The following is a 23,679-nucleotide window of genomic DNA, read 5'->3' as shown; positions in this document are numbered from 1 at the left end:
AAGGCAGCTGCTGCCACCAGACTTTGGTGAAGGGGACTGGCCTTTGTGGCTATGTGCGACGTAATCCTGCCGCGCTGGATTTCGCGATCTCCCGCGTGAGCTCCATGACAGTCCGGCATGCCAGCGTCAGGCTTCCGTGACGCGACATCGCCTGAGCAATGTGGCGCGTGACGACAGAATCGACCAGTTTCGACGATTGCAGACGGCACATCCTTCGATGCCGCGGCGACTGCATAGGGTCCCAGCAAAGCGTAGATGCTTCCTTCGGCGACAATATGCGTTTGCAGGCTGAGTGAATCGGCCTCCAAGGCGACGTTGAGCGAAATGCCTTAGCCTGCAACCTCGGAAGCCGCCGACATCAGCTCTCGCGGAGTGGGAGCTCCGAACATGCGATTGCCCCCCTCAGGAACTTCGGTAAAGCTCCAACGTACGATGCCCTCCCGGTCAAGCAGGAATTGGCCAAAGAGCTGACCCTGGCCGGTTGTCAGCATGTGCTCGTCGGCTTCGGTTATTTCGTAGCCGTCCTTCGTGTTGAGAAGATCGGCCGCCGCCATCGGGTTCATCGGCTCAGGCAGTTCGCCCGGCATGTCCATCCGCATGCTCATGACGGCGTTCATACCCAGCTTGCGCGGCCATTCGGTTTCGCTCTCCGTGAACTCGAGATTGGGCAAGCCAAACGCGCGGTGCGAGACGCGCTCGGGGTCGGACGCGGCGAGCAGATTGGGCAAGGGATGATACCGGAAATAGAGCCGCGCACGGTCGATAGGCGTGTTGACCACCACGAGACTCTCGACGCCTTTCTCGCGCAGGGCCGGGTCAAGTTGCGCCTGGGCCGCGAGATGGCGCCGGCAGAACGGGCAGTGCAGGCCTCGAAACAAGCCGACCAGTACTGGGCTGTGGCCGCGAAAGTCGTCAAGCGCGATCTTGCCGTCACGTGTGATCGCATCCAGCACAATGTTCGGTGCGCGGTCGCCCGCGTGGAGTAACCCATCGACATGATGTTCAGACATGGTCAACCTCCTCTACTTGCTAATCAAGAAATGGCAGTACGACCAGCGCTTCGGGATTAAGCCCGTGCCGGGCGCAGAGATCGTGCGCCAGAGCAAAATACCGCTCGGCCTCAGGCATGTCGCCTCGATCGAGGTTCAGCGTCGCGAGACCATCATAGCATGGAAAGAGCTGCTGGGGCTCGCCCGTTTCCTGCGCCACTTCAATTGCTTCATTGTAGCAGCGGGCGGCGAGTTCCGGCTGGCCATGGCATTGATGAATTTGCCCGAGCACAATCAATGGCACAGCGAGATGTTCGCGCTGATCAAGCGAGCGGTCGAGTTCGATCGCCTTTTCGGCCGCCGGCACGCCTTCGTCGGCACACCTGTCCGTGAAGGTGCAACAGGCGACAGCGAGATTGACAAGGAGACGCGCCTGAAAACCGAGATCGCCGATCCGGCGGGCGACATCAAGACCGCGCCGGCATACTTCCATGGCTTGCGCCGGATCGACCATCGTGTAGAGCACGCCAAGATTGGTGTAGCCGCGGCAGGCTGCGCTGAGAAGGCCAGCGGCTTCGGCAACTGCGACGCTTCGCTCCACCTCGCGAACGGCCTCCTGGCTTCGGCCCAGCCGCGCCAATGCAACCCCCTTGGTATTGAGCGCCTCCGCGGTGGCGCGAGCCGCTTCTAGTCCGGCTTGCTTGTCTACCTCCGGCGGCACGGACTGAGCGTAGCCAAGCGCATCGTCTGCCCATCTCGCGGCCGCAGCATGATCGCCGATGCGAAACGCGAGGTGGCCGCGCTCCTGTAACAGGTGCGCCCACTCGATCGGCGCGTCCGTTCCTTCGAGCAACGCAGCCGCCTCGGCGTAATGCGCCTCCGCCCCGTTTCGTTTGCCGGCGTCCCACATCAAACGGCCAAGCTTGCGAAGTATCCGCGCTCCGGCGGCGCGGTCCCCGGCCGCGCGGTGGGCCTCCAATACCGTCTGGTAATGTTCGTCGGCCGTGTCACGCCGGCCCGCCGCTCCACACAGGTCGGCAATTCGTTCGTATAGCACAAGCCGTTCCGGTCCTTGATCGCCAGCGGTCAACAAGACGGCGAGGGCCTGCTGATAGAGGCGGATGGCGTCGTCGTTGGCATAGATCGCGCGTGCGCGATCGCCGGCCGCGCTCAGGTAATGTGCACCCTTCGGCTTGCTCGCGCTGAGGCTGAAATGATGTCCCAGTAGAGAGAGGTCTTCGAGCCGCTCCGGATCATTTCCGCACAGCCGCTCCAGGGCAGCACCGATCCGCCCATGCATCTCAATGCGCCGTTGCAGAAGGAGGTTTTGGTAGATCACATCCTGAAGCATGGTTTGCGTGAAACGATAGGATTGCAGCGAAATCGAGTTTGCGCCCGCGATCTCCTCGATGATCTCGGCGTCGCACAGCAGTTCAAGCCCTGCCTCTACTTTCGCCGGGTCGGTCGCTGTGGCACCGAGAAGGGCCGCATCAAAGCGCGGCCCGATGACCGCTGCCTCCTGGGCCAACCTGCGCACGCCGTGTGGCAGTCGGTCCACTCGCGCGAGCAGCAACGCCTGAATACTCGCCGGGATGTCAGCAGCCGCTTCATCGGACTTGATCTGCCAATGCGAGCCGTCACGTTCCAAAATGCCAGCTTCGATGAGACCGCGTATGATTTCTTCCACGAACAGTGGATTCCCGCTCGCGCGTTCGAGAATTCGATTGAACAGATTGCCGGATGATCCATTCCAACCGTCACCGAAGAACGCCGCGAGCAGCTTTTGTCCGTCGGCGATGCCAAGGGGTGCCAGCCGCAGTGTTGTATGGCTAATTCGACTTGAGTCGAGCTGGTCCATTTCAAGTGTCGGCCGGTGTGTGAACAATAGCATCAGCCGCCCGCGCTCCAGCCGATCCATCACGAACCGCAGCGCCTCAAGCGATACGGCGTCGGCCCAGTGCAGGTCCTCGACAATGATCAGGAGGGGCGATAGGGCCAGACGCCGTTCGAAGACGGTGCGGATCGCGAAAAAAATCTGCCGTCGAAGCTGTTCCGGTTCAACGTGCTGCAGGGCGTCGTCGGGGTCGCCGAGACCAAGAACATAAAAATAGAGGGGCATCAGCCGCTCGACCTCTTCGGCCGCCATGCCAAGCCCCGACAACGCTTCGGCTAGCTTGGCTTGCGCCTCTGTCGCCGAAGCCTTGTGCGCGATGCCGTAGGCGCTGCGCAGCACTGCGGCAAGAGTACCGTAGGATTGCTCGCCCAGCGGCGAGCAAGCGGCCCGCCGGATCGCCACGCCTGCGAAGCGATCCTCATCGCGAGCGCGGGTAACGAATTCATCCACCAGGCGCGATTTTCCGATGCCGGCTTCGCCAACCAGCCGCATCAGCTGGGCAGCTCCGCCACACGCCAGGTCAAGGCACCCCATCATACGGGCCATCTCCGCGTCGCGCCCGATCAGCGGCGCGCTCAGGCCCAGTATCTCGAGTCCGCGTGCCGCACGCGGTGTCTCGAGCGGGCCCCTCAGACGATGGACCAGGACGCTGCCTGCCTTGCCGCGCAGCGCAACGTCGCCGAGAGATTCATACGAGAATGCATGCCGGGTGAGGCGGTAGGTCAGCGGTCCCACCAGCACGTCGCCCGGGGGGGCCATCGACTGCAAGCGTTGAGCGGTATTCACCGTGTCGCCGGTCACTGAATAGGACTTGGCAACGCCTGCGCCCAATCCACCCGCAACCACGTGCCCGGTGTTGATTCCGATATGAAGCATGAGCGGCGATCCGGCGGATATCTTCGAACGTTCGCTCAAGCACGCCGTCCGCTTGATCATGTCGAGGGCCGCGCGGAGTGCCCGCTCAGGATCGTCCTCGTGCGCGGCCGGCGCACCAAACAGAGCGAGTAGCGCATCGCCAATGAATTTGTCCACGAAGCCGCCGAAATTTTGCACGGCTGCGGTCAGTTCCTCGAATAATTCGTTCTGAAACGCCTGCATGACTTCCGGGTCAAGCCGTTCGCTCATCGTGGTGAAGCCGCTGAGGTCCGCAAACAGCACGGTGATGGTGCGGCGGTTGGCTTCGCTGTCGACCTTATGGAGCGTCCGCCGGGGTGCGCGCTCGGGCTCGACAAGCATCAGCGCCGGTGAACGAGCGCCAGTCGTGACCGTCGCCGGAATTGTTGGCGATGACGGCTCCCGCTGGTTGCCGGCCTTGGGGGCGTGATCGACGCGGGCGCCGCATTTCGGGCAATACGCAAAATCCGGTGCGCACGCGTAGCCGCAACTGGGGCATGGGTCCGGCTGCTTCGCGCCGCATTTTGGGCAGAACGCAAAGCCGCTCTGAACCTCGAAACCGCAACACGAGCAGTTCATGGATCAAGACCTCGCGGAAGCCGCGATGGCACGATCTAATCCTGGACCTCGTCGAACAGGCCCTGGATCCTTGGTAACAATGGGCTTGTGGCGCCGGAAGAGCAAGCCATGGCTGCGGCCCTGCCAGCGCGCATGCGCGACCGGGATCACCGATGCCACTGATCGGGCCTCGACTACGCGCGGCGTAGTCCTGCCGCGCTGGATTTCGCGATCTCCCGCGCGAGCTCCATGACAGTCCGGCATGCCAGCGTCAGGCTTCCATGACGCGACATCGCCAGAGCAATGTGGCGCGTGACGATCGGATCGACCAGTTTCGACGATTGCAGACGGCACTCCTTCGATGCCGCGGCGTCCTTCCATACCAGCGGTCATGCCGATGTGGCCGAGATCGGTCAGGCTTACGAGCTGTTGTCGCCGTTGCTCGGTCTTGGCATCGCATCGACGCTTTTCGCGATCGCACTGCTGGCATCCGGCCTCAACTCGACGGTAACGGCAACGCTGGCCGGCCAGATCGTGATGGAGGGCTTTCTCCGGCTGCGTCTGCCGAACTGGGCGCGCCGGCTCCTGACTCGCGGCATCGCGATCGTCCCGGTCGTGGTCGTCACCGCGCTCTATGGCGAACGCGGCACCGGACAGCTCCTCGTCTTCAGTCAGGTCATCCTGTCGATGCAATTGCCATTTGCAGTCATCCCGCTGGTGCGGTTTGTCTCGGATCGGCGAAAGATGGGTGACTTCGTAATTTCGCGGTCGGTCGCCACGGTGGCATGGATCATCGCTGGCATCATCGTGATCCTGAACTGCAAGCTGCTTTACGACACCTTTTTCGGCTGAAGACCTGAAATCCAGGACGGTCGCGGATGATGCCGAGGACGGATCGTCAGCCGGCCAGCTAATCCTGCGGCTCGGGCATCGTTTCGCCGGTCGCGTCCACGCGCAGCCATCCTGATGGCGCCAGCCGCTGCTGCGGCAGATAGCGGCCCTTGTAGTCCATCTTCTTGGAGCCTTCGATCCAGTAGCCGAGATAGACGTAAGGCAGGCCGAGCCGCCTGGCGCGGGCGATGTGGTCGAGGATCATGAAGGTGCCGAGCGAACGGCTTTCCTCACCAGGTTCGAAGAACGAATAGACCATCGACAGCCCATCGCTCAGCACGTCGGTCAGCGCGACTGCTAGCAGGTCCTCGCCGCGTCCGGTGATGCCTGTATCGGGGCCGCGGCGGCGATATTCGATGATGCGGGTCTCGACATGCGAGTCCTCGACCATCATCGCGTAATCGAGCACGGTCATATCGGCCATGCCGCCATGGCGATGGCGCTGGTCGAGATAGGCGCGGAACACCGAATACTGTTCGGAGGTCGGCACCGCGCTGCGCTGCTCGCCGATCACGTCGGCATTGCGTGCCTGGATCTTGCGGAAGTTGCGGGACGGCTTGAACTCATTGGCGATGACCCGGACGGAGACGCAGGCGCGGCACTGGTCGCAGGCCGGGCGATAGGCGATCGACTGGCTGCGCCGGAAGCCGCCATGGGTGAGCAGGTCGTTGAGATCGCCAGCCTTGTCGCCGACCAGATGGGTGAAAACTTTCCGTTCGTGCCGGCCCGGCAGGTAGGGGCAGGGCGACGGCGCCGTGAGGTAGAATTGCGGAGTGTCGCGGGAGTGCTGGGTCACGGGTTGCCGTCGGTCTCCGAAGCAGTTGGGTGTAGCATCGCGCCACCCGGGCAAACGGTCAATCGCTTTGCCCGGCCAAGTTGGCGTCCTTCGCGGCTGTTAGTAGGCACGGCCGGGCGGCTGGGCGTAAGCGGCACGGACGACGGAATTATTCACCACCACGGTTCCCAGCACGAGGTCGTGCAGCAACTGGCGGCGGCCGTTGAGTAGGCCGACCACCAGCACCAGCGGCGTGAGCAGCGACACCGAGGCCCAGAACAAGACCGCGTGTGCGGCGCCGAGTACGAAGTAGCCGGGCGTGCCTGAGAAGGTGCGCATCTGCAGATCCATCATCCGCATGCCGACGGTGGCCGAATGCGGGCCGCCCAGCGACATGCCGTAATAGACGACGGGCCAGATCACCGTCGCCGGTGAGATCAGCCAGAACAGTGCCCAGCCGAGGCCGAGGGTGACGACGCCAAACAGGAGAATGAAAACCCAAGCCAGCACGATCGGAATCGACAGCACCACGAGATCGATCAGGAAGGCAACAACGCGGCGCATCAGCACGCCGCGGAACAAATCCGGCTGCGCATAGGGATCGAAGGCATGGGCGCGGGGCGGGGTACCGGCACTGCGCCAGGTGTCGCCTTGCCAGCTTCCGTTAGGGCCGCCAGCATTCGGGCCGGTATCAGACATGACGCATCCCTCCGTTTGCATCCTCGCGATCCATCACATGGATATCACCAGACCGCGCAACAAGTGCGCGGAATCGTTACAGACTGTCCATGACGTAAATCAGGCGAGGCTTGAGCGCGGATGCGCTCAGCGCGCAGCCTTGATGCGTTCCGCGGCATGCGGCGCGAAATAGGTCAGCACGCCATCGGCGCCTGCGCGCTTGAAGCCGAGCAGACTTTCCATGATGGCACGGTCGCCGTCGATCCAGCCGTTGTTCGCGGCGGCCATGATCATCGCGTATTCGCCGGACACCTGATAGGCGAAGGTCGGAACCGCGAACGTGTCCTTCACGCGGCGCACAATATCCAGATAGGGCATGCCCGGCTTGACCATAACCATGTCGGCGCCTTCGGCCAGATCGAGTTCGACCTCGCGCAGCGCCTCGTCGGAATTGGCGCTATCCATCTGATAGGTGCGCTTGTCGCCCGTCAGCGTCTTGGCCGAGCCAATGGCGTCGCGGAACGGGCCGTAGAAGGCCGAGGCATATTTCGCGGCATAGGCCATGATCTGCACGTCCAGGAATCCGGCTTCATCCAGCGCCTCGCGGATCGCGCCGACACGGCCGTCCATCATGTCCGATGGCGCAATGATATCGCAGCCGGCCTCGGCCTGGACCAGCGCCTGCCGGACCAGCACGGCGACGGTTTCGTCGTTGAGGATCTTGCCGTTCTGGATCAGCCCGTCATGGCCGTGGCTCGTGAACGGGTCGAGTGCCACATCGCAGAGCACGCCGAGATCGGGAAATTCCTTCTTGATCGCGCGCACGGACTGGCAAACCAGATTGTTGGCGTTGCAGGCCTCGGTGCCCATCTCGTCGCGCAGCGACGGGTCGGTATAGGGGAACAGCGCGATGCAGGGGATGTCCAGCTTCATGGCGCGCTCGGCATCGCGGACCGCCTGATCGACGCTGAGGCGTTCCACGCCGGGCATCGAGGCGATCGCGGCGCGCTGGTTGTCGCCGTCGATCACGAAAAGCGGCCAGATCAGGTCGTCGGTGGTCAGCACGTTCTCGCGCACCAGCCGGCGAGCCCATTCGGACTTGCGGTTGCGGCGGGGGCGGGTGGTCAGGCCGAGGGAGGGGGCGTCATAAGCGGCCGGGCGGGGGGCGTGATCGCGCAATTCGATGGGGCGCCCGAACTTGATTGCCATAATACCGTCTCTCCCGCGGGCCTTCGTGAGGTCGAAAGCCCCTTAAATTCGACCTGTTCTAAGTCTAGCACCTCGATGTCCCGGCGTCACCGCGATCATGCACGTCATGCGCGCGTGACGTGACGGGCTGGGTCATTGATTTTGCAGGCCCAAAGGCTCACAAAAAGCCCCCATGAATCGCTCAAACCATCGCCCAAACGTCCAGTTCCCACTCGTGAGATCGCATTCGCATGTCTGAGCAGATGCCGCGCGACCTCGGGTCGAGAGACCCCACGTCGCGGGACCATGCCATGTCGGTCGCGGCGATCTCGTCCGGACGCATCGAATCTGACGAAAACATCTGGACCCGGCGCCTGGTCCTGTTCCTGCGCGTGATGGCCGTCGTCTCGATGATGCAGGGCCTCTATCACTGGGCGCAGGTCACCGGCTTTGTCGGCACCGAGGATGACGCCTTCGAGGTCCAAACCATGGGCTGGCAGACCGCCACGGTCTATTTCGCCGTCATCGAGCTGGTCAGCGCCGTCGGTCTCTGGCTCGCGACGCCATGGGGCGCCGTCGTCTGGCTGACGACCGTGGTGTCCATGGCGGTTATCGAGCTGATGTTTCCGACCATCTATGGAGGCAATCTCCTGATCGTTGGCGTGCAGGCTGCGTTTCTCGCAGGCTACCTTGCGCTGGCATGGATGGCGGCGCGCGAACGGCCGCCATAGGCTCAGGACGTCAAGCAGAGGCCTCGCAGAAGGCCCTGCATTCAGGGAGGTCATGTTGAACCAGCTTTATTCCGGCGGCACCGCCGGCAACCTCATCGTCAGCGCGATCGCCCGCTATGGCGACCAGCCCGCGCTCGCGGACGGCCATGTCCGCTGGAGCTACCGCGACTTCGGCGACGTGGTCGCGCGTTTCATCAGCCTGTTTCGCAGTCTCGGCCTCAGGAAGGGCGATGCGCTGTCCATTCTCTCCGGCAACCGCGCCGAGAGCTGGGCCGCGATATCAGCCGCCGCCGTGATGGGCCTGCGCTACACGCCGCTGCATCCGATGGCCGCCGAAGACGACCACGCCTTCATTCTCGAGGATGCCGAGATTTCCGCGCTGATCGTGGAGGCCGGCAAGTTCGCCGCGCGCGGCCTCGCGCTGCGCAGCCGCGTGCCGGGCCTGAAACATCTGCTGTCCTTCGGCGCGCTCGATGGCGCGCGCGATCTGCTGGCCGAACTGCCCAATGCGACGCCGGCGCCGCTGGTCGACGAGAGCAGTACCGGCGATATCTGCTGGCTGGCTTATACCGGCGGCACCACGGGCCGCTCCAAGGGCGTGATGCTGCCGCATCGCGTGCTGGTGGCGATGTCGCTGGCGATCTATGCGGATTGGGACTGGCCGGCCGATATCCGCTATCTCGCCGCGACGCCGATCAGCCACGCCGCCGGCATCACGCTGTTTCCGGTGATGCTGCGCGGCGGCTTCGCGCGGCTGGTGCAGGGTTTCGATGCGGAAACCTATTGCCGCGTGGTGCATGAGGAAAAGATTACCGCGACCTTCCTGGTGCCGACGCTGATCTATGCGCTGATCGACGCGCCGGAGCTGCGCGCCAAATACGACATGTCGTCATTGCAGATGATCGTTTATGGCGCGGCGCCGATGTCGCCGGACCGGCTGCGCGAGGGCGTCGGCATCTTCGGCAATGTGTTCGTGCAGCTCTACGGCCAGACCGAAGCGCCGCAGATCATCACCACCATGCGCAAGATCGATCACGACGACTCAAAGCCGGGCCGTCTCGGTTCCTGCGGCCGCGCCAATCCGATGGTCGAGGTCAAACTGTTCGATGCCGAGATGCGCGAAGTGGCGACAGGGAAGCCCGGCGAGATCTGCGTGCGCGGCTCGCTGGTGATGGATGGTTACTGGAAACGGCCGGATGCCACCGAAGACGCGTTCCGCGGCGGCTGGCTGCACACCGGCGATGTCGCCGTGAAGGACAGCGACGGCTTCTTCTATATCGTCGACCGCACCAAGGAAATGATCATCTCCGGCGGCTTCAACATCTATCCGCGTGAAGTCGAGGATGCCTTGATGGCGCATCATGCGGTGGCGTCCGCCGCCGTGATCGGAATTCCCGATGCGAAGTGGGGCGAGGCGGTGAAAGCCTTCGTGGTGCTGAAAGCCGGCGCGAATAATTCTGTGGAGGAACTTCAGGCGCATGTGAAAGACAAGCGCGGCGCGCCGTGGTCGCCGAAGACCATCGATTTCGTCAGTGAGATCCCCGTGACAGGCCTCGGCAAGATCGATCGCAAGGCTTTGCGCGCGCCTTATTGGGACGGGCGAACGCGCGGAGTTGCGTAAAATTGTCGAATTAATTTTCGGGGCGTTGGCGGTAAGACTTCGGTCACCCTAACGCCCCGGTTACGAACCTTACGCGAGTGTTTCGAATTTTAGGCAAGCTGTTCCGCTATGCGACAGATCGGGCGGACAAAGCTGGAACATGGGCTCTGCAGCGTGAATCAAACCTTGCGAAAACCCCTTGTTTCACCGGCTTAATCTCAGATTCACTGTCTCAAATTCATGATCTCTTTATTGTCTTATTTAAGCGGTTCTTCAAACGCTCCCCCTTAAGTTGGCCCTATCAGACGGGACACAAGTTTCGTCGAATAAGTCGATAAAAACGACAACAGGGGTAGTGTCATGATGAAGACCGTTGCGACGGTGGAAAGCGTCGATCTCGTTCCGGGCCAGGCGCCGGTTCAGCCGCTTTATCTGGAAGCCTTGACGTTGGTGGAGCGTCTGCATCGCCGTCTGCTCGACGTCATCAAGGATGAATTCGATCGCCGCGGCCGCGCTGATATCAATTCGGTCCAGGCACTGCTGCTCTACAATATCGGCGACAAGGAACTGACCGCCGGCGAGCTGCGCACTCGTGGTTACTATCTCGGCTCCAACGTGTCCTATAACCTGAAGAAGCTCGTCGAACTCGGCTTCCTCGATCATCAGCGCTCGCGCGTCGATCGTCGCTCGGTTCGCATTCGTCTGACGGCGCAGGGCCAGGAAATCCGCCACATCGTCGACGCGCTCTATCAGAAGCACGTCAAGACGGTCGAGCAGGTCGGCGGCATCTCCAACGAGGAATTCGCGACCCTCAACAAGTCGCTGCATCGCCTCGAGCGTTTCTGGACCGACCAGATCCTGTATCGTCTCTGAGACTTTCGACCTCCAAGTCGCCGAACCACTGCCGACGGATTGCCCTCCGAAAGCACATCGAAATGCGCGCAAGACGCATGCGACACTGAAATTGATCAAGGCGCCCTCGCAGGGCGCCTTTTTCTTTGGCGTTACGCCATCCCACCCTTGCTGAACGAAAACACCTTCAAGACAGACACAGAGATATTGGAGATGATTTCATGAAGCGCTTGTTGATCTTTCTGTTCCTCTTTCCTGCCGTTGCGACTGTCGCGTTCTACGCAGTGACGTACGTCCTGACCGGCGCAGCGGTGGATAGCGGTACAGGGCCGGTGTTCATGTATCTCGTCTTTATTGTGCCGGGGCTCCTGGTCGCCTTGCTGGACTGGCTGATTGCCAGAACATCCATGCCTGCGGTCATGACGACGACACTTCTTGCCTACGGTCTATCGGTGTTGGTGATGGCCTTGCTTCTCGGCTCCAGCAAGCAACTCGTGGCACTCGGTCTAATCGGCGCAATTCCAGCCGCCGTGTGTTCGTGGCTGTCAAATAAGCCAGAGGAAATCGTAAATGCGTGAGCGATTCGTCGCTCGTGCCAGGCCTTGATGGGTTTTGCGGAGTTTATCATCGGGCGCGCTTCGCGTGACCTGTTGGCTCACTCCATCCCGGGGTTGTCGGCGGAGAGCGCGCAGCGTTCCGTTCTGCCCGTTCGCGAAATTTCCTTCGTCTCTCGTGGAACCGGTTCCATTCTCGCGGCTTATCGCTTCGTCGGAAGGGATCAAGTCATGCTGGTCGAACGCGGTCTGAAAGTGATGAATGTCGAGGCGGTGGGCGACGCCTATGCCATCGCTGCGAACTACCTGCGCAAGTCCGGCGCGATCCCCGATACTTATCTCACCAACGATCGGCTGCTCGAAATCATCGTCCGGATGTTTCATCGCGGCGAAGACAACAAGCTTCGCCTTGCGAACAGAGCGATCGCGCAATTCCAGGCTGCACGGGCTGAAGCCGCGTAGCCGGTTTTCTGATGTCCAACGAGGAAAATGACGACATGCAGATTGCCATCGACCGCATTATGCACACCTATGACCTGATGATGAGCCGTACCCAGGCGGCATCCGACGAAGCCCGCACCAAGGTGACCGACTATGTGCAGTCGCTTTTCGACGGCGGCGAGAAGGATCCGCACCGGCTGACGGTGTTCGGCTTGACCTATCTGCGTGAGCTTGATGGCAGCAACGATCCGGTGAAGGCCGGGTTTACCGGCCTTTGAGGGAGTAGGGCGCAATAGCGCTGCGTTTAAGCGCTGGCGCCCTGTCCAGGGCTTCATCAGATTCAAATTTCAAACAGCCACGGCCCTTCAGACATGCGTCATCGCCCCCATTGTTTGCGGCGCGGGGGCGCCGTCGTCGCTTGCATTCCCGCCCCCTTGTGAGAGGGCGTGCGGAACGCCGGGTGCCCGTTGCACCCTTGGGCCTGATGCGATGCGGTCTTCCGCAATTGAGAGTGCATCAGGACTTTCGGAGGCGCCGAGCGATTGCCCGACGTTCCGCATGCGGTGTTTTTTCGGTTGCTTGCACATCTGCCATGGCGAACGGTCCCATCACCAAAATTAATGTCCCAGGGCGGAGGGACAGGGTAGCCGCAAAGCACTTGGCCGAACGCGTTTCGATTTGGTCGTCCGTCACACTGCCCAGAGAGTCTTTCCATCCGAAGGCCGGCCGTCTCCTGCCAGTGGCAGTGCTGGCGCAGATCCGTCCTGCCCGAAGACAGACGTCCCCCATGAACCGCGTGACGCCGCATCTCCGGCGTCCACCGCATCCTGCCCCGCGAACGTGACGATCGCGATCGCCCCTCTCGGTGGGGCAGGACAAAGGGGAATATAAACCTTATAGGGATGTTGTCAATGAGATATAGGAAAAAATGTTTGGACGCTGTCTTGCCGCCCAAGCTCGTCATTCCGGGGCGGGACCGGCGCCGCAGGCGACGGGACCGAACCCGGAATCCCGACATGGGAGACACCGTAGAGCCAAACACTTCGAGATTCCGGGTTCCCATTGCAGCGGCTTTGCCGCTTTCATGCGCCCCGGAATGACGAGTGTGGCGTCCGGCAAGCGCTAGTCGCGCTTCGGAATGAAGAGCGGGACGCGATGCGCTCATCGCATATGTGCTCATCGAAGCACTGTCGTCGCGGTTCTGCTACTCGAACTATCGCTCGACAAGATGCGCGCGCGAGACTGCAGGTTCAAACCGATCGGCGAAATACTGCGTTTCGTTGGCCACCCGTCCGTCGCGGAACTCCATGATGCTCACCGCGTAAGATGGTATACCGTCATAGGTCAGGATGAATTCGGTGACCCATAATTCGCCGCTGCCGATAATCCGCCGAACCGTAAAACGTTTCTCGTTTGGCTGGACAAGCCGGCTCATCTGAATGTTGTGTCGACCGCGGATGCGCTCCCCCGATTGAGGATAATAAAGCATCGCATCCTCATGGTAGATGTCATGTTCGATATTGAAATCGTTCGCGTCCGATGCAGTCCAATGACGCTCCAGGGCGGCCCGTACATCGTCCATCTCAACCTCCTGCGATAGGCCTCAGGTTGGCGGCTTGGCTTGGTGCAGAGGGGAAGGAGAGCCGAACCTCTCCACAACGACAGACAGTCGCCTTACCGGCAAACTAGCATGGAAAAGCTCGCGAAGATTTTCTTGTTCGCTGTTTCCGCGCGATAATCCTCGAAGACTTCTCTCACGCCGACGGTCTACAGATCGGGCCGAGGACAACACAAGGACACGCCCATGCTCACGCTTCATCATCTCAACGACTCCCGCTCGCAGCGGATCATCTGGCTGCTGGAAGAGCTCGGCGCGCCCTATGATCTGACAACCTATCAGCGCGATGCGCAGACGCGGCTGGCGCCGCCGGAACTCGAGGCGGTGCATCCGCTCGGCAAGTCGCCTGTCATCGTCGACGGCGATGTGACCATCGCGGAATCCGCAGCCGTCGTCGATTACGTCATCCGCCGCTACGGCAAGGGCGCGATGGGGCCGGCGGAGGGCACTCCGGAGCATGAGGCCTATCTCGAATGGCTGCATTATGCCGAGGGCTCGGCGATGTTGCCGCTGATGCTCAATCTCTACGTGTCTCGCCTGAAGGAGGCCGGTGCGCCGTTGCGGCCGCGGATCGACAGCGAGATGGCCCGGCATCTCGGTCATGCCAACCGGGCGCTGCAGGGCCGCGCGTTCTTTGTCGGCGACAGCCTGACCGGCGCGGATATCCAGATGAGTTTCGTCGCCGAGGTTGCCGGCAGCTTCGACCGGCTCAAGGCCTATCCCGATCTGGCCGCCTGGATCGGCCGGATGCATGCCCGCCCGGCGTTCCAGCGCAGCGTGGAGAAGGGCGGGGTATACCGGCTGGCGAAATAGGGACGGAGCGCTTCGGACGTTGACCGATGATTATAATGTAGCTACATTATAGTCATGAAAATCCTCTGGGACGAGCCGAAGCGTCTCGCCAACCTGGACAAGCACGGGTTGGATTTCGCCGATCTCGATGAGGCCTTTTTCGAAAGCGCTCTGGTTCTGCCGTCACAGGTGAAAGCCAAGCGTTGGATTGGCGTCGGCCGGAATATCCGCGGCGTCATTGTGGTGGTGTTCGTGGTTCTCGGAAAGGAGGCCTTGAGCGTGATTGGCATGCGTCCCGCCAGTAAGAATGAGAGGAGGCTCTACAATGACCGTTAAAAAGCGGGGTTATAGCGCCAAAGATATGCGAGAGGTCAGCGACACCCCGGAATTGACGAAGGACGACTTTGCCAAGGCTAAGCCCTTTGCTGAAGCCTTGCCGGATCTGGCCAAATCGATCCGCAAGGGGCGTGGTCCCAACAAGGCGCCCACCAAAACGCTCGTGTCGCTGCGGCTCAGTCCGGACGTCCTGACCCATTTCAAGTCTAAGGGGCCGGGCTGGCAATCGAAGATCGACGAGGTCCTGCGCAAGGCGGCGGGCGTCAAGCGATAGGGGCGGAATCGCCGTTTACTTCGGGCGGTAGGCAATCGGCATGTGCAATCGCCGCATTTGCCGCTGCTGCCTAAATATCGCGCCCTGAAGCGCAAAACCTTGGCCCCGCCAGCCAGATATGGTATTCGGGGCACCGTTTCCTGATCGCCACTCGTGACCGTCCGCACGCCGAAAGAAGGCCGCGGCGGTGGAGATATTGCCCTATGACCACTTCGGCCAAAACCGGCTCCGCGCCCGACTCGTTCTTCTCCGCCACGCTTGCCCAGGCCGATCCCGAGATTGCCGAGGCGATCAAGGGTGAACTCGGCCGCCAGCGTCACGAGATCGAGCTGATCGCGTCGGAAAACATCGTCAGCCGCGCCGTGATGGAAGCGCAGGGCTCGGTGATGACCAATAAATATGCCGAGGGCTATCCGGGCGCGCGCTATTATGGCGGCTGCGAATTCGTCGATATCGCTGAGAACCTCGCCATCGAACGCGCCAAGAAGCTGTTTGGCGCCCAGTTCGCCAATGTGCAGCCGAATTCCGGCAGCCAGATGAACCAGGCGGTGTTCCTGGCGCTGCTGCAGCCGGGCGATACCTTCATGGGTCTCGACCTCGCAGCCGGCGGCCATCTCACCCACGGCTCGCCCGTCAACATGTCCGGCAAGTGGTTCAAGCCGGTGCACTACACGGTGCGCAAGGACGACCAGATCCTCGACATGGATGCGATCGCCAAGCAGGCCGAGGAGGTGAAGCCGAAGCTGATCATCGCCGGCGGCTCGGCCTATTCGCGGTCGTGGGACTTCAAGCGCTTCCGCGAGATCGCCGACAGCGTCGGCGCGTATCTGCTGGTCGACATGGCCCACTTTGCTGGCCTCGTTGCCGGTGGCGTCCATGCCTCGCCGGTGCCGTATGCCCATGTCACCACGACGACCACGCACAAGTCGCTGCGCGGCCCGCGCGGCGGCCTGATCCTCACCAATGACGAGGCGCTGCACAAGAAGCTGAACTCGGCGATCTTCCCGGGTCTGCAGGGCGGCCCGCTGATGCATGTCATCGCGGCGAAAGCCGTGGCCTTCAAGGAAGCGCTGCAGCCGGACTTCAAGGTCTATGCCAAGAACGTTGTCGAGAATGCCAAGGCGCTGGCCGAAACGCTTCGTGCGCAGGGCTACGACATTGTCTCGGGCGGCACCGATAACCACCTGATGCTCGTCGACCTCAGGCCGAAGGGCCTGAAGGGCAACGTCTCGGAGAAGGCACTCGTTCGCGCCGGCATCACCTGTAACAAGAACGGCGTACCGTTCGATCCCGAAAAGCCGTGGATCACCTCGGGCATCCGTCTCGGCACCCCCGCCGCGACGACGCGCGGTTTCGGCATTGCCGAATTCAAGGCAACCGGCGAGATGATTGCCGAAGTGCTGAGCGCGGTGGCGCAGTCCGGCGACGGCAGTGCGCCGCTGGTCGAAGCGGCCGTGAAGGAGAAGGTCAAGGCGCTGACGGATCGTTTCCCGATCTATCAGTAAGGCCTGCTACGAGGCGGAGACCTGCGCGGTCAGAAGGTCGCGCAGGAACGAGTGTCTGGAAGGTTCTCTGGAATGCGCTGTCCGAACTGCAATAGCCTCGATACGCAGGTGAAGGACTCGCGTCCCGCGGAAGATTCCGCCGTGATCCGCAGGCGGCGCGTCTGCGTCACCTGCAACTTCCGCTTCACCACCTTCGAGCGCGTGCAACTGCGCGAACTCACGGTGATCAAGCGCAACGGCCGCCGCGTGCCGTTCGACCGCGACAAGCTGGTCCGCTCGCTGTCGATCAGCCTGCGCAAGCGCCCGGTCGATCCTGAGCGCGTCGAGACCATGGTGTCGGCCATCGTGCGAGAGCTGGAAAGCGGCGGCGAGGCGGAGATTTCGTCGGAGACCATCGGCGAGATCGTGATGGAGCATCTGCGCGGGCTCGATGACGTCGCCTATGTGCGCTTCGCCTCGGTCTATCGCAATTTTCGCGAGGCCAAGGACTTCGAGGCGGTGCTCGGCGAATTGCATGCCGACGACGACGGCCGGCCGGTGGTCGTCCGAAAATGATCTTCCGGATCCTGGAAGATCAATACGCGCAAAAATCCCAAGAGGCGAAAGCAACCGACCTGCGCTTCATGCAGCTGGCGCTGACGCTTGGCCGGCGCGGGCAGGGCCGGACATGGCCCAATCCCGCGGTCGGCGCGGTCATCGTGAAGGATGGTGTTATTATTGGCCGCGGCTGGACGCAGCCCGGCGGTCGTCCCCACGCCGAGCCTGTCGCACTTGCGCAGGCCGGCGAGGCCGCACGCGGTGCCACGCTCTATGTGACGCTGGAGCCATGCTCGCATTTCGGCAAGTCGCCGCCTTGCGCGGATGCGATCGTCGCTGCGGGCATCGCGCGCGTCGTCGCGGCGATTGAAGATCCCAATCCGGACGTGGCGGGGCAGGGTCATGCGCGGCTGCGGGCGGCGGGCATCAGGGTCGATGTCGGGCTCTGCGCAGAGCAAGCCGCGCGCGATCACGCCGGACATTTCCGCCGCGTGCGCGACAAGCGCCCGCATGTCGTGCTGAAACTCGCGGTGTCGCCGGACGACAAAATCGCGGCAGCCGGTCACAAGCCTGTCGCCGTCACCGGCGAGATGGTGCGGTCGCGCGTGCATCTGCTCCGTGCGCAATGCGATGCGGTGCTGGTCGGCATGGGCACCGTCATCGCTGATAATCCCGAACTCACATGCCGCTTGCCCGGCATGGCGAAGCGCTCACCGGTCCGCGTGGTGCTCGACCGCGCGCTGCGCATGTCCGGTAACAGCAAGCTCGTGCATTCGGCGCGCACGACGCCGCTCTGGGTGATGACCTCCAGCCTGTCGGAAGCGCCTGCCGCGATGGCGCTGGGCGCTGCCGGCACGCAGGTGCTGCGCGTGCCGACTACGACCTCGCCGCCGCCGGGGCTGGATTTGCAGGCCGTGCTGCATAGCTTGTCGGAGAAGGGCATTACGAAGCTGCTGGTGGAAGGCGGATCGAGAGTCGCGGCGTCTTTCGTGACGGCGGGACTGGTCGACGAGGTCTGGCTGTTTCGCGGGCCGAAGGAGATCGGCGAGGGTGGCATCGCCGCGCTGGATGCATTGCCGCTATCGGCGATCACCGGGTCGCCGGACTTCGTGCAGCGTGCTAGCGAGACGATCGAGAAAGATACTCTGACCATCTACGAAAGAAGCTAATGTTCACCGGCATTGTCACTGACATCGGCGAGATCGAGAGCCTTCAGCAAATCGCACAGGGCCAGCTGCACCGGCTGCGCATTCTCTGCGATTACGATCAGACCACCATCGCCGATGGCGCCTCGATTGCCTGCAATGGCGTCTGCCTCACAGTGGTCGGCTCCGGCGTGGCCAATGGCAAAACCTGGTTCGACGTTGACGCTGCCGCCGAGACGCTGGGCATAACCACGGCGAAGCACTGGAAGCTGGGCACCCGCCTCAATCTCGAACGCGCGCTGAAGATCGGTGATGAGCTCGGCGGCCATATCGTCGCCGGCCATGCTGACGGCATCGCAACCATCGTGTCGCGCGAGAACCTGCCGGACATGGCGCGGATCACCTTCCGTACCACGCGCGAACTCGCCCGGTTCATCGCCACCAAGGGCTCCATCACGCTCGATGGCGTGTCGCTGACGGTGAATACCGTCGATGACGTGCAGTTCGCCGTGTTTATCATTCCGCACACGCTGAGCGTCACCACGCTGGGCAAGGCGTGGGAAGCAGGCGCCGAGGTCAATATCGAGGTCGACCTGATGGCCCGCTATGCGGCGCGGCTGAGCGAAATGCCGGTTTAAGGCTCCGACCTCTCGGCCGTCATGGCCGGGCTTGTCCCGGCCATCCACGTCTTCGTGCTCGGCCAAGACGTGGATACCCGGCATGCGCCGGGCATGACGGCGCTAAATTGCCGAGTATTGCCCTTGGCTTCGCAGCCGCACACGACTAAAACCGCGCGATTGTTGACATACACCGTAAGCGGATGTTGTCAGCGTTTTGAACGGATTGAGAAATGGCAGACGCGCGACGCGCTCATTTGCAGGACCAGACCGACATCACGGGCGCGCGCGTCCTGATCGTCGAGGCGCGGTTCTATGACGACATTCAGGATGCGCTGCTGGAAGGCGCGATCGTTGAGCTGAAAGCAGCCGGCGTCACCCATGACGTGTTGACGGTGCCCGGCGCGCTGGAAATTCCTTCGACCATCGCGATTGCGGTCGATGCTGCCGCGAAAAGCGGCAAGCCTTATGAAGCGGCAATCGCGCTCGGCTGCGTGGTACGTGGCGAGACGTTCCATTTCGAGATCGTCTCGATGGAGTCGTCGCGCGGGCTGATGGATCTGTCCGTCGATCTGCGGCTGCCCCTCGGCAACGGGATCATTACGGTGGATACCGACGAGCAGGCCTGGGCGCGCGCGCGCGCCGGCGAGTTGAACAAGGGCGGCGATGCGGCCCGTGCGGCACTGTCCGTGCTGCGCATCAAGCGCCGTCTGGCGAAGGCTTGAGTGATGGCTGACAAGAAAGCCGACTTCAAGAAGCCCGTGCCGAAAGGCGACCGCAAGGCCAACCGCCGCGGTGCTGCGCGTCTCGCCGCGGTGCAGGCGCTGTATCAGATGGATATCGGCGGGGCGGGCATCAACGACGTCTTCGCCGAGTTCGAGAGCTTCTGGCTCGGCAGCGAGATCGAGGGCGACCAGTATCTCCCCGCCGAAGAGGCGTTCTTCCGCGACATCGTGTCCGGCGTGGTGCGCGACCAGAACAAGCTCGATCCGTTGATCGACGACGCGCTCTCCAGGGGCTGGCCGCTGCAGCGGATCGAGGCGATCCTGCGCGCGGTGATGCGCGCCGGCGCCTATGAGCTGGAACATCGCAAGGACATTCCCGGCCGTGTCGTGGTGTCGGAATATGTCGACGTCGCGCATGCCTTCGTCGAAGGCGACGAGACCGGCATGGTCAATGCGGTGCTTGACCAGATCGCCCGGCAGTTTCGCGCGGAAGAGTTTTCGCGCGCAGGACACTGATCATGTCAGCCGGGTCCAACGCATCCGGCGAAGACACCCTGATCGCGCGCTACTTCAAGCCGCTCGCGACTGATCCCGGCGCGTTCGGGCTCACCGATGACGCCGCGGTGCTCAAGGCTGACGGCGAGGATATCGTTGTCAACACCGACGCCATCGTCGAGGGCGTGCACTTTCTCGCCGACGATCCCCCGGACACCATTGCGCGCAAGGCGCTGCGGGTGAACCTCTCGGACCTCGCCGCGAAGGGCGCGCTGCCGGTCGGCTTTGTGCTGACGCTGGCGCTGCGGACACATGATGAGGCGTGGCTGGCGGAATTCGCGCGCGGTCTCGGCGAAGACATCGCAACATTCGGCTGCGTATTGCTCGGCGGCGATACGGTCTCGACGCCGGGGCCGCTGATGATCTCAGTCACCGCCTTCGGACGCGTTCCGGTGGGCAAGATGGTCCGCCGCCACGGCGCGGCGGTGGGGGATCGCGTGGTCGTGAGTGGCACGATCGGCGATGCTACGCTTGGCCTTGCGGCGCTGAAAGGCGGCGCGGTCGCGACGGCGCTGGCTGGTGACAGTAACGCGCGTGATGCGCTCGTGGCACGCTATCGCGTGCCACAGCCACGCAACGCGCTGGCATTGGCGGTACGCGATTTCGCGACGGCGTCGATGGATGTCTCCGACGGATTGGCCGGCGATCTCGCCAAGCTCTGTACGGTGTCGGGCGTCTCTGCCGTCATCGATGCATCGGCTATTCCGCTGTCGGATCCGGTGGCAGCACTGCTGGATCGCGGTGTGATTGGTCTCGAAACGGTCGTTGCCGGCGGCGACGATTACGAAGTCCTCTGCACCATCCCTGAGAATCGCACGACCGGTTTCGTGCAAGCCGCGCACCAGGCGGGCGTGCGGGTCGCGGTCATCGGGACGATTGTTGCAGGTGCGTCATCGCCCCGCTTCGTCGACCAGGCGGGCAGGGACATCGTGTTGAAGCGCCTGTCCTACAGCCACTTCTGACTAGCCTCACTGTTCCGGCAAGCGCGGACCTAACCTCTCCCCGCATCTTGCGCGGGGAGAGGTCGCCGCGTCTTCGCGGCGGGTGAGGGGCGGGGCACGCGGTTTGACCAAGTAATGCTGTTGCTGGTTCGGAACGATCTGAAGCTGCCGACCAGGGGAGGGCCATTGCCATGCCCCTCACCCGACCCGGCTTCGCTGCGCTACGCCGGATCGACCTCTCCCCGCGCAAGATACGGGGAGAGGTTAAGAGCCCCTCCAAAAATCCTGCATTAGCCCATTGGCAGCGTTGCACGCCGATACCGATTTTGCCATGCTCATCAAACGAGAGGCCGTCCTCACGTGCTGGGCAGGCCTCCTTTTTATGCGCCAACTAACAAGGCGCCGGGCAGGAAGGACTGAGGCAGATTCCATGACAGCATTGTGGGTGATCGTGCTCTGCGGGGCACTGTCGATCGTTTACGCGATCTGGGCGACGAGTTCTGTGTTGAAGGCCGATGCGGGTAACGCACGGATGCAGGAAATTGCAGAGGCTGTGCGGGAGGGCGCACAGGCCTATCTGAAGCGACAATATCTCACCATCGGCATCGTTGGCGTCGTGATCTTCGCGCTGCTGGCTTACTTCCTCGGCATGCTCGTTGCATTCGGCTTCCTGATCGGCGCCGTGCTGTCGGGTGCAGCCGGCTTCATCGGCATGAACGTGTCGGTGCGGGCCAATGTCCGCACCGCGCAGGCGGCGACCATCTCGCTGGCCGGCGGCCTCGAACTCGCCTTCAAGGCCGGTGCCATCACCGGCATGCTGGTGGCGGGTCTGGCGCTGCTCGGCGTCACCATCTACTTCGCCTATCTCACGCACTTCCTGGGCCTCGCTGCCAACAGCCGCACCGTGATCGATGCGCTGGTGGCGCTCGGCTTCGGTGCGTCGCTGATTTCGATCTTCGCGCGTCTCGGCGGCGGCATCTTCACCAAGGGCGCTGATGTCGGCGGCGATCTCGTCGGCAAGGTCGAAGCCGGGATTCCCGAAGACGATCCGCGCAACCCGGCAACGATCGCCGACAATGTGGGCGACAATGTCGGCGACTGCGCCGGCATGGCCGCCGACCTGTTCGAGACCTATGCGGTGACTGCGGTCGCCACCATGGTTCTGGCCGCGATCTTCTTCGCGAGTTCGCCACTCCTCGTGAACATGATGACACTGCCGCTCGCTATCGGCGGCATCTGCATCCTGACCTCGATTGCCGGCACGTTCTTCGTCAAGCTCGGTGCCAGCCAGTCGATCATGGGCGCGCTGTATAAGGGCCTGATTGCCACCGGCGTGTTGTCACTGTTCGGCGTTGCCGCCGTGATCTACTGGCTGATCGGTTTCGGTCCGCTGGCAGGCGTGAAATATACGGGTCTGGCGCTGTTCGAATGCGGCGTCGCCGGCCTAGTTGTCACGGCGTTGATCATCGTGATCACCGAATACTACACCGGCACCGACTATCGTCCGGTGAAGTCCATCGCGCAGTCGTCGGTCACCGGTCACGGCACCAATGTGATCCAGGGTCTGGCGATCTCGATGGAGTCGACGGCGGGCCCGGCGATCGTCATCATCGCCGGCATTCTCGTCACCTACAGCCTCGCGGGTCTGTTCGGTATCGCGATTGCCACCACGACGATGCTGGCGCTGGCCGGCATGATCGTGGCGCTCGACGCCTTCGGTCCAGTCACCGACAATGCCGGCGGCATTGCCGAAATGGCCGGATTGCCGAAGGAAGTCCGCAAGGCGACCGACGCGCTCGACGCGGTCGGCAACACCACCAAGGCGGTCACCAAGGGCTATGCCATCGGCTCGGCAGGTCTCGGCGCACTGGTGCTGTTCGCGGCTTACAATGAAGATCTCAAATTCTTCATCGCCAATGCCGCGAAGTATCCGTACTTCCAGGGCGTGTTGCCGGACTTCTCGCTGAACAATCCCTATGTGGTGGTCGGCCTGCTGTTCGGCGGTCTGCTGCCATACCTGTTCGGTGCGATGGGCATGACGGCGGTGGGCCGTGCGGCCAGCGCCATCGTCGAGGAAGTGCGGCGTCAGTTCCGTGAGAAGCCGGGCATCATGCAGGGCACCGACAAGCCGGATTACGGCCGCGCGGTGGATCTGCTGACCAAGGCCGCGATCAAGGAAATGATCATCCCGTCGCTGCTGCCGGTGCTGTCGCCGATCGTGGTGTACTTCATCATCTACGCCATTGCCGGGGGCGGCGCCGTCGGCAAGTCGGCGGCGTTCTCCGCGGTCGGCGCCATGCTGCTCGGCGTCATCGTCACCGGTCTCTTTGTGGCGATCTCGATGACCTCGGGCGGCGGCGCCTGGGACAATGCCAAGAAGTATATCGAGGACGGCCACTTCGGCGGCAAAGGCTCGGATGCGCATAAGGCAGCCGTGACCGGCGACACCGTCGGCGATCCCTACAAGGACACGGCGGGGCCAGCGGTGAATCCGATGATCAAGATCACCAACATCGTGGCGTTGCTGTTGCTGGCGATCCTGGCGCACTAGACGGCCGCGATGCCGAATGCGAAAATCCCGCGGTGCAA

The 23,679-nt window shown here is 62.7% G+C and carries 23 protein-coding genes and 1 pseudogene; 18 read left to right on the top strand and 6 right to left on the bottom strand.

What is annotated here, in order from left to right; genetic code table 11:
- Nucleotides 1–329 precede the first annotated feature (329 nt).
- Together AB7783_RS10525 and AB7783_RS10520 are read right to left on the bottom strand one after the other, a co-directional pair.
- Nucleotides 330–1,010, bottom strand: coding sequence for a peroxiredoxin-like family protein (locus AB7783_RS10525; RefSeq protein ID WP_441229923.1), 681 nt, complete (start codon nucleotides 1,008–1,010; stop codon nucleotides 330–332).
- Nucleotides 1,011–1,029: 19 nt separating this feature from the next.
- The gene (locus tag AB7783_RS10520) at nucleotides 1,030–4,356 is read right to left on the bottom strand and encodes an adenylate/guanylate cyclase domain-containing protein (protein WP_441277579.1); all 3,327 of its coding nucleotides are present in this window, start codon (nucleotides 4,354–4,356) and stop codon (nucleotides 1,030–1,032) included.
- A 342-nt stretch (nucleotides 4,357–4,698) separates the two neighbouring features.
- Between AB7783_RS10520 and AB7783_RS10515 the strand changes: the two are divergent.
- Nucleotides 4,699–5,187: pseudogene (locus tag AB7783_RS10515) on the top strand (divalent metal cation transporter); the annotation flags it as partial.
- A 58-nt stretch (nucleotides 5,188–5,245) separates the two neighbouring features.
- Here AB7783_RS10515 and AB7783_RS10510 read toward each other — a convergent pair.
- The 3 genes from AB7783_RS10510 to hemB form a co-directional block, all read right to left on the bottom strand.
- Nucleotides 5,246–6,022 (bottom strand): arginyltransferase, encoded by a 777-nt coding sequence (locus tag AB7783_RS10510; protein WP_089263842.1) that lies wholly within the window; start codon nucleotides 6,020–6,022, stop codon nucleotides 5,246–5,248.
- Between the two features lie 99 nt (nucleotides 6,023–6,121).
- Nucleotides 6,122–6,700, bottom strand: coding sequence for an RDD family protein (locus tag AB7783_RS10505; protein WP_441277578.1), 579 nt, complete (start codon nucleotides 6,698–6,700; stop codon nucleotides 6,122–6,124).
- Between the two features lie 126 nt (nucleotides 6,701–6,826).
- The gene (gene hemB / locus AB7783_RS10500) at nucleotides 6,827–7,888 is read right to left on the bottom strand and encodes a porphobilinogen synthase (RefSeq protein ID WP_441277577.1); all 1,062 of its coding nucleotides are present in this window, start codon (nucleotides 7,886–7,888) and stop codon (nucleotides 6,827–6,829) included.
- 230 nt (nucleotides 7,889–8,118) lie between these two features.
- On the opposite strand from hemB, the gene AB7783_RS10495 reads away from it, so the two are divergent.
- The 6 genes from AB7783_RS10495 to AB7783_RS10470 all read left to right on the top strand — a co-directional run bounded on the left by AB7783_RS10495 (nucleotide 8,119) and on the right by AB7783_RS10470 (nucleotide 12,323).
- On the top strand, nucleotides 8,119–8,598 hold the full coding sequence (locus AB7783_RS10495) for a DUF6163 family protein (protein WP_089263845.1): 480 nt from the start codon (nucleotides 8,119–8,121) through the stop codon (nucleotides 8,596–8,598).
- A 55-nt stretch (nucleotides 8,599–8,653) separates the two neighbouring features.
- Nucleotides 8,654–10,219 (top strand): AMP-binding protein, encoded by a 1,566-nt coding sequence (locus AB7783_RS10490; RefSeq protein WP_441277576.1) that lies wholly within the window; start codon nucleotides 8,654–8,656, stop codon nucleotides 10,217–10,219.
- 339 nt (nucleotides 10,220–10,558) lie between these two features.
- The gene (gene ldtR, locus AB7783_RS10485; protein WP_068732529.1) at nucleotides 10,559–11,071 is read left to right on the top strand and encodes a transcriptional regulator LdtR; all 513 of its coding nucleotides are present in this window, start codon (nucleotides 10,559–10,561) and stop codon (nucleotides 11,069–11,071) included.
- A 200-nt stretch (nucleotides 11,072–11,271) separates the two neighbouring features.
- Entirely contained in the window at nucleotides 11,272–11,628 is a 357-nt protein-coding gene (locus AB7783_RS10480; protein ID WP_441277575.1) for a hypothetical protein, read from the top strand.
- A 207-nt stretch (nucleotides 11,629–11,835) separates the two neighbouring features.
- Entirely contained in the window at nucleotides 11,836–12,066 is a 231-nt protein-coding gene (locus tag AB7783_RS10475; RefSeq protein WP_089263849.1) for a hypothetical protein, read from the top strand.
- 35 nt (nucleotides 12,067–12,101) lie between these two features.
- A complete protein-coding gene (locus AB7783_RS10470) occupies nucleotides 12,102–12,323 on the top strand; it encodes a hypothetical protein (protein WP_068732570.1) in 222 nt (73 codons plus the stop codon).
- A gap of 935 nt (nucleotides 12,324–13,258) precedes the next feature.
- On the opposite strand, the gene AB7783_RS10465 is transcribed toward AB7783_RS10470, so the two are convergent.
- Entirely contained in the window at nucleotides 13,259–13,627 is a 369-nt protein-coding gene (locus AB7783_RS10465) for a nuclear transport factor 2 family protein (RefSeq protein WP_439064126.1), read from the bottom strand.
- Between the two features lie 222 nt (nucleotides 13,628–13,849).
- On the opposite strand from AB7783_RS10465, the gene AB7783_RS10460 reads away from it, so the two are divergent.
- From AB7783_RS10460 to AB7783_RS10410, 11 genes are all read left to right on the top strand, one after another.
- The gene (locus AB7783_RS10460; protein WP_441277574.1) at nucleotides 13,850–14,476 is read left to right on the top strand and encodes a glutathione S-transferase family protein; all 627 of its coding nucleotides are present in this window, start codon (nucleotides 13,850–13,852) and stop codon (nucleotides 14,474–14,476) included.
- Nucleotides 14,477–14,530: 54 nt separating this feature from the next.
- Nucleotides 14,531–14,791: a BrnT family toxin gene (locus tag AB7783_RS10455; protein WP_441277573.1), complete on the top strand. Its 261-nt coding sequence runs from the start codon at nucleotides 14,531–14,533 to the stop codon at nucleotides 14,789–14,791.
- Nucleotides 14,781–15,065 (top strand): BrnA antitoxin family protein, encoded by a 285-nt coding sequence (locus AB7783_RS10450; protein WP_120292169.1) that lies wholly within the window; start codon nucleotides 14,781–14,783, stop codon nucleotides 15,063–15,065. Before AB7783_RS10455 ends, AB7783_RS10450 begins: the two co-directional genes overlap by 11 nt.
- Nucleotides 15,066–15,268: 203 nt before the next feature.
- Nucleotides 15,269–16,570, top strand: coding sequence for a serine hydroxymethyltransferase (gene glyA / locus AB7783_RS10445; protein ID WP_089263852.1), 1,302 nt, complete (start codon nucleotides 15,269–15,271; stop codon nucleotides 16,568–16,570).
- A 72-nt stretch (nucleotides 16,571–16,642) separates the two neighbouring features.
- Nucleotides 16,643–17,125 (top strand): transcriptional regulator NrdR, encoded by a 483-nt coding sequence (gene nrdR / locus AB7783_RS10440; protein ID WP_068732542.1) that lies wholly within the window; start codon nucleotides 16,643–16,645, stop codon nucleotides 17,123–17,125.
- Nucleotides 17,122–18,276 carry a bifunctional diaminohydroxyphosphoribosylaminopyrimidine deaminase/5-amino-6-(5-phosphoribosylamino)uracil reductase RibD gene (gene ribD / locus AB7783_RS10435; protein ID WP_441277572.1) on the top strand — a complete coding sequence of 385 codons (1,155 nt, stop codon included), beginning with the start codon at nucleotides 17,122–17,124 and terminating at the stop codon, nucleotides 18,274–18,276. Before nrdR ends, ribD begins: the two co-directional genes overlap by 4 nt.
- The gene (locus AB7783_RS10430; protein WP_441277571.1) at nucleotides 18,276–18,890 is read left to right on the top strand and encodes a riboflavin synthase; all 615 of its coding nucleotides are present in this window, start codon (nucleotides 18,276–18,278) and stop codon (nucleotides 18,888–18,890) included. The genes ribD and AB7783_RS10430 overlap by 1 nt, the downstream gene beginning before the upstream one ends.
- Before the next feature lie 212 nt (nucleotides 18,891–19,102).
- Nucleotides 19,103–19,594: a 6,7-dimethyl-8-ribityllumazine synthase gene (gene ribH, locus AB7783_RS10425; RefSeq protein WP_089263855.1), complete on the top strand. Its 492-nt coding sequence runs from the start codon at nucleotides 19,103–19,105 to the stop codon at nucleotides 19,592–19,594.
- A 3-nt stretch (nucleotides 19,595–19,597) separates the two neighbouring features.
- Complete coding sequence (nusB, locus tag AB7783_RS10420; protein WP_089263856.1) at nucleotides 19,598–20,110, top strand: transcription antitermination factor NusB; 513 nt, start codon at nucleotides 19,598–19,600, stop codon at nucleotides 20,108–20,110.
- Between the two features lie 2 nt (nucleotides 20,111–20,112).
- Nucleotides 20,113–21,111 carry a thiamine-phosphate kinase gene (gene thiL, locus AB7783_RS10415; RefSeq protein ID WP_441277570.1) on the top strand — a complete coding sequence of 333 codons (999 nt, stop codon included), beginning with the start codon at nucleotides 20,113–20,115 and terminating at the stop codon, nucleotides 21,109–21,111.
- Nucleotides 21,112–21,520: 409 nt separating this feature from the next.
- Nucleotides 21,521–23,641 (top strand): sodium-translocating pyrophosphatase, encoded by a 2,121-nt coding sequence (locus tag AB7783_RS10410; RefSeq protein ID WP_441277569.1) that lies wholly within the window; start codon nucleotides 21,521–21,523, stop codon nucleotides 23,639–23,641.
- The last annotated feature ends 38 nt before the right edge of the window (nucleotides 23,642–23,679 follow it).

This window comes from Tardiphaga sp. 172_B4_N1_3, assembly GCF_052076035.1.
Lineage (GTDB): Bacteria > Pseudomonadota > Alphaproteobacteria > Rhizobiales > Xanthobacteraceae > Tardiphaga > Tardiphaga robiniae.
The sequence above is the reverse complement of the archived record's forward strand: the minus strand, read 5'-3'. Positions and strand labels throughout refer to the sequence as shown.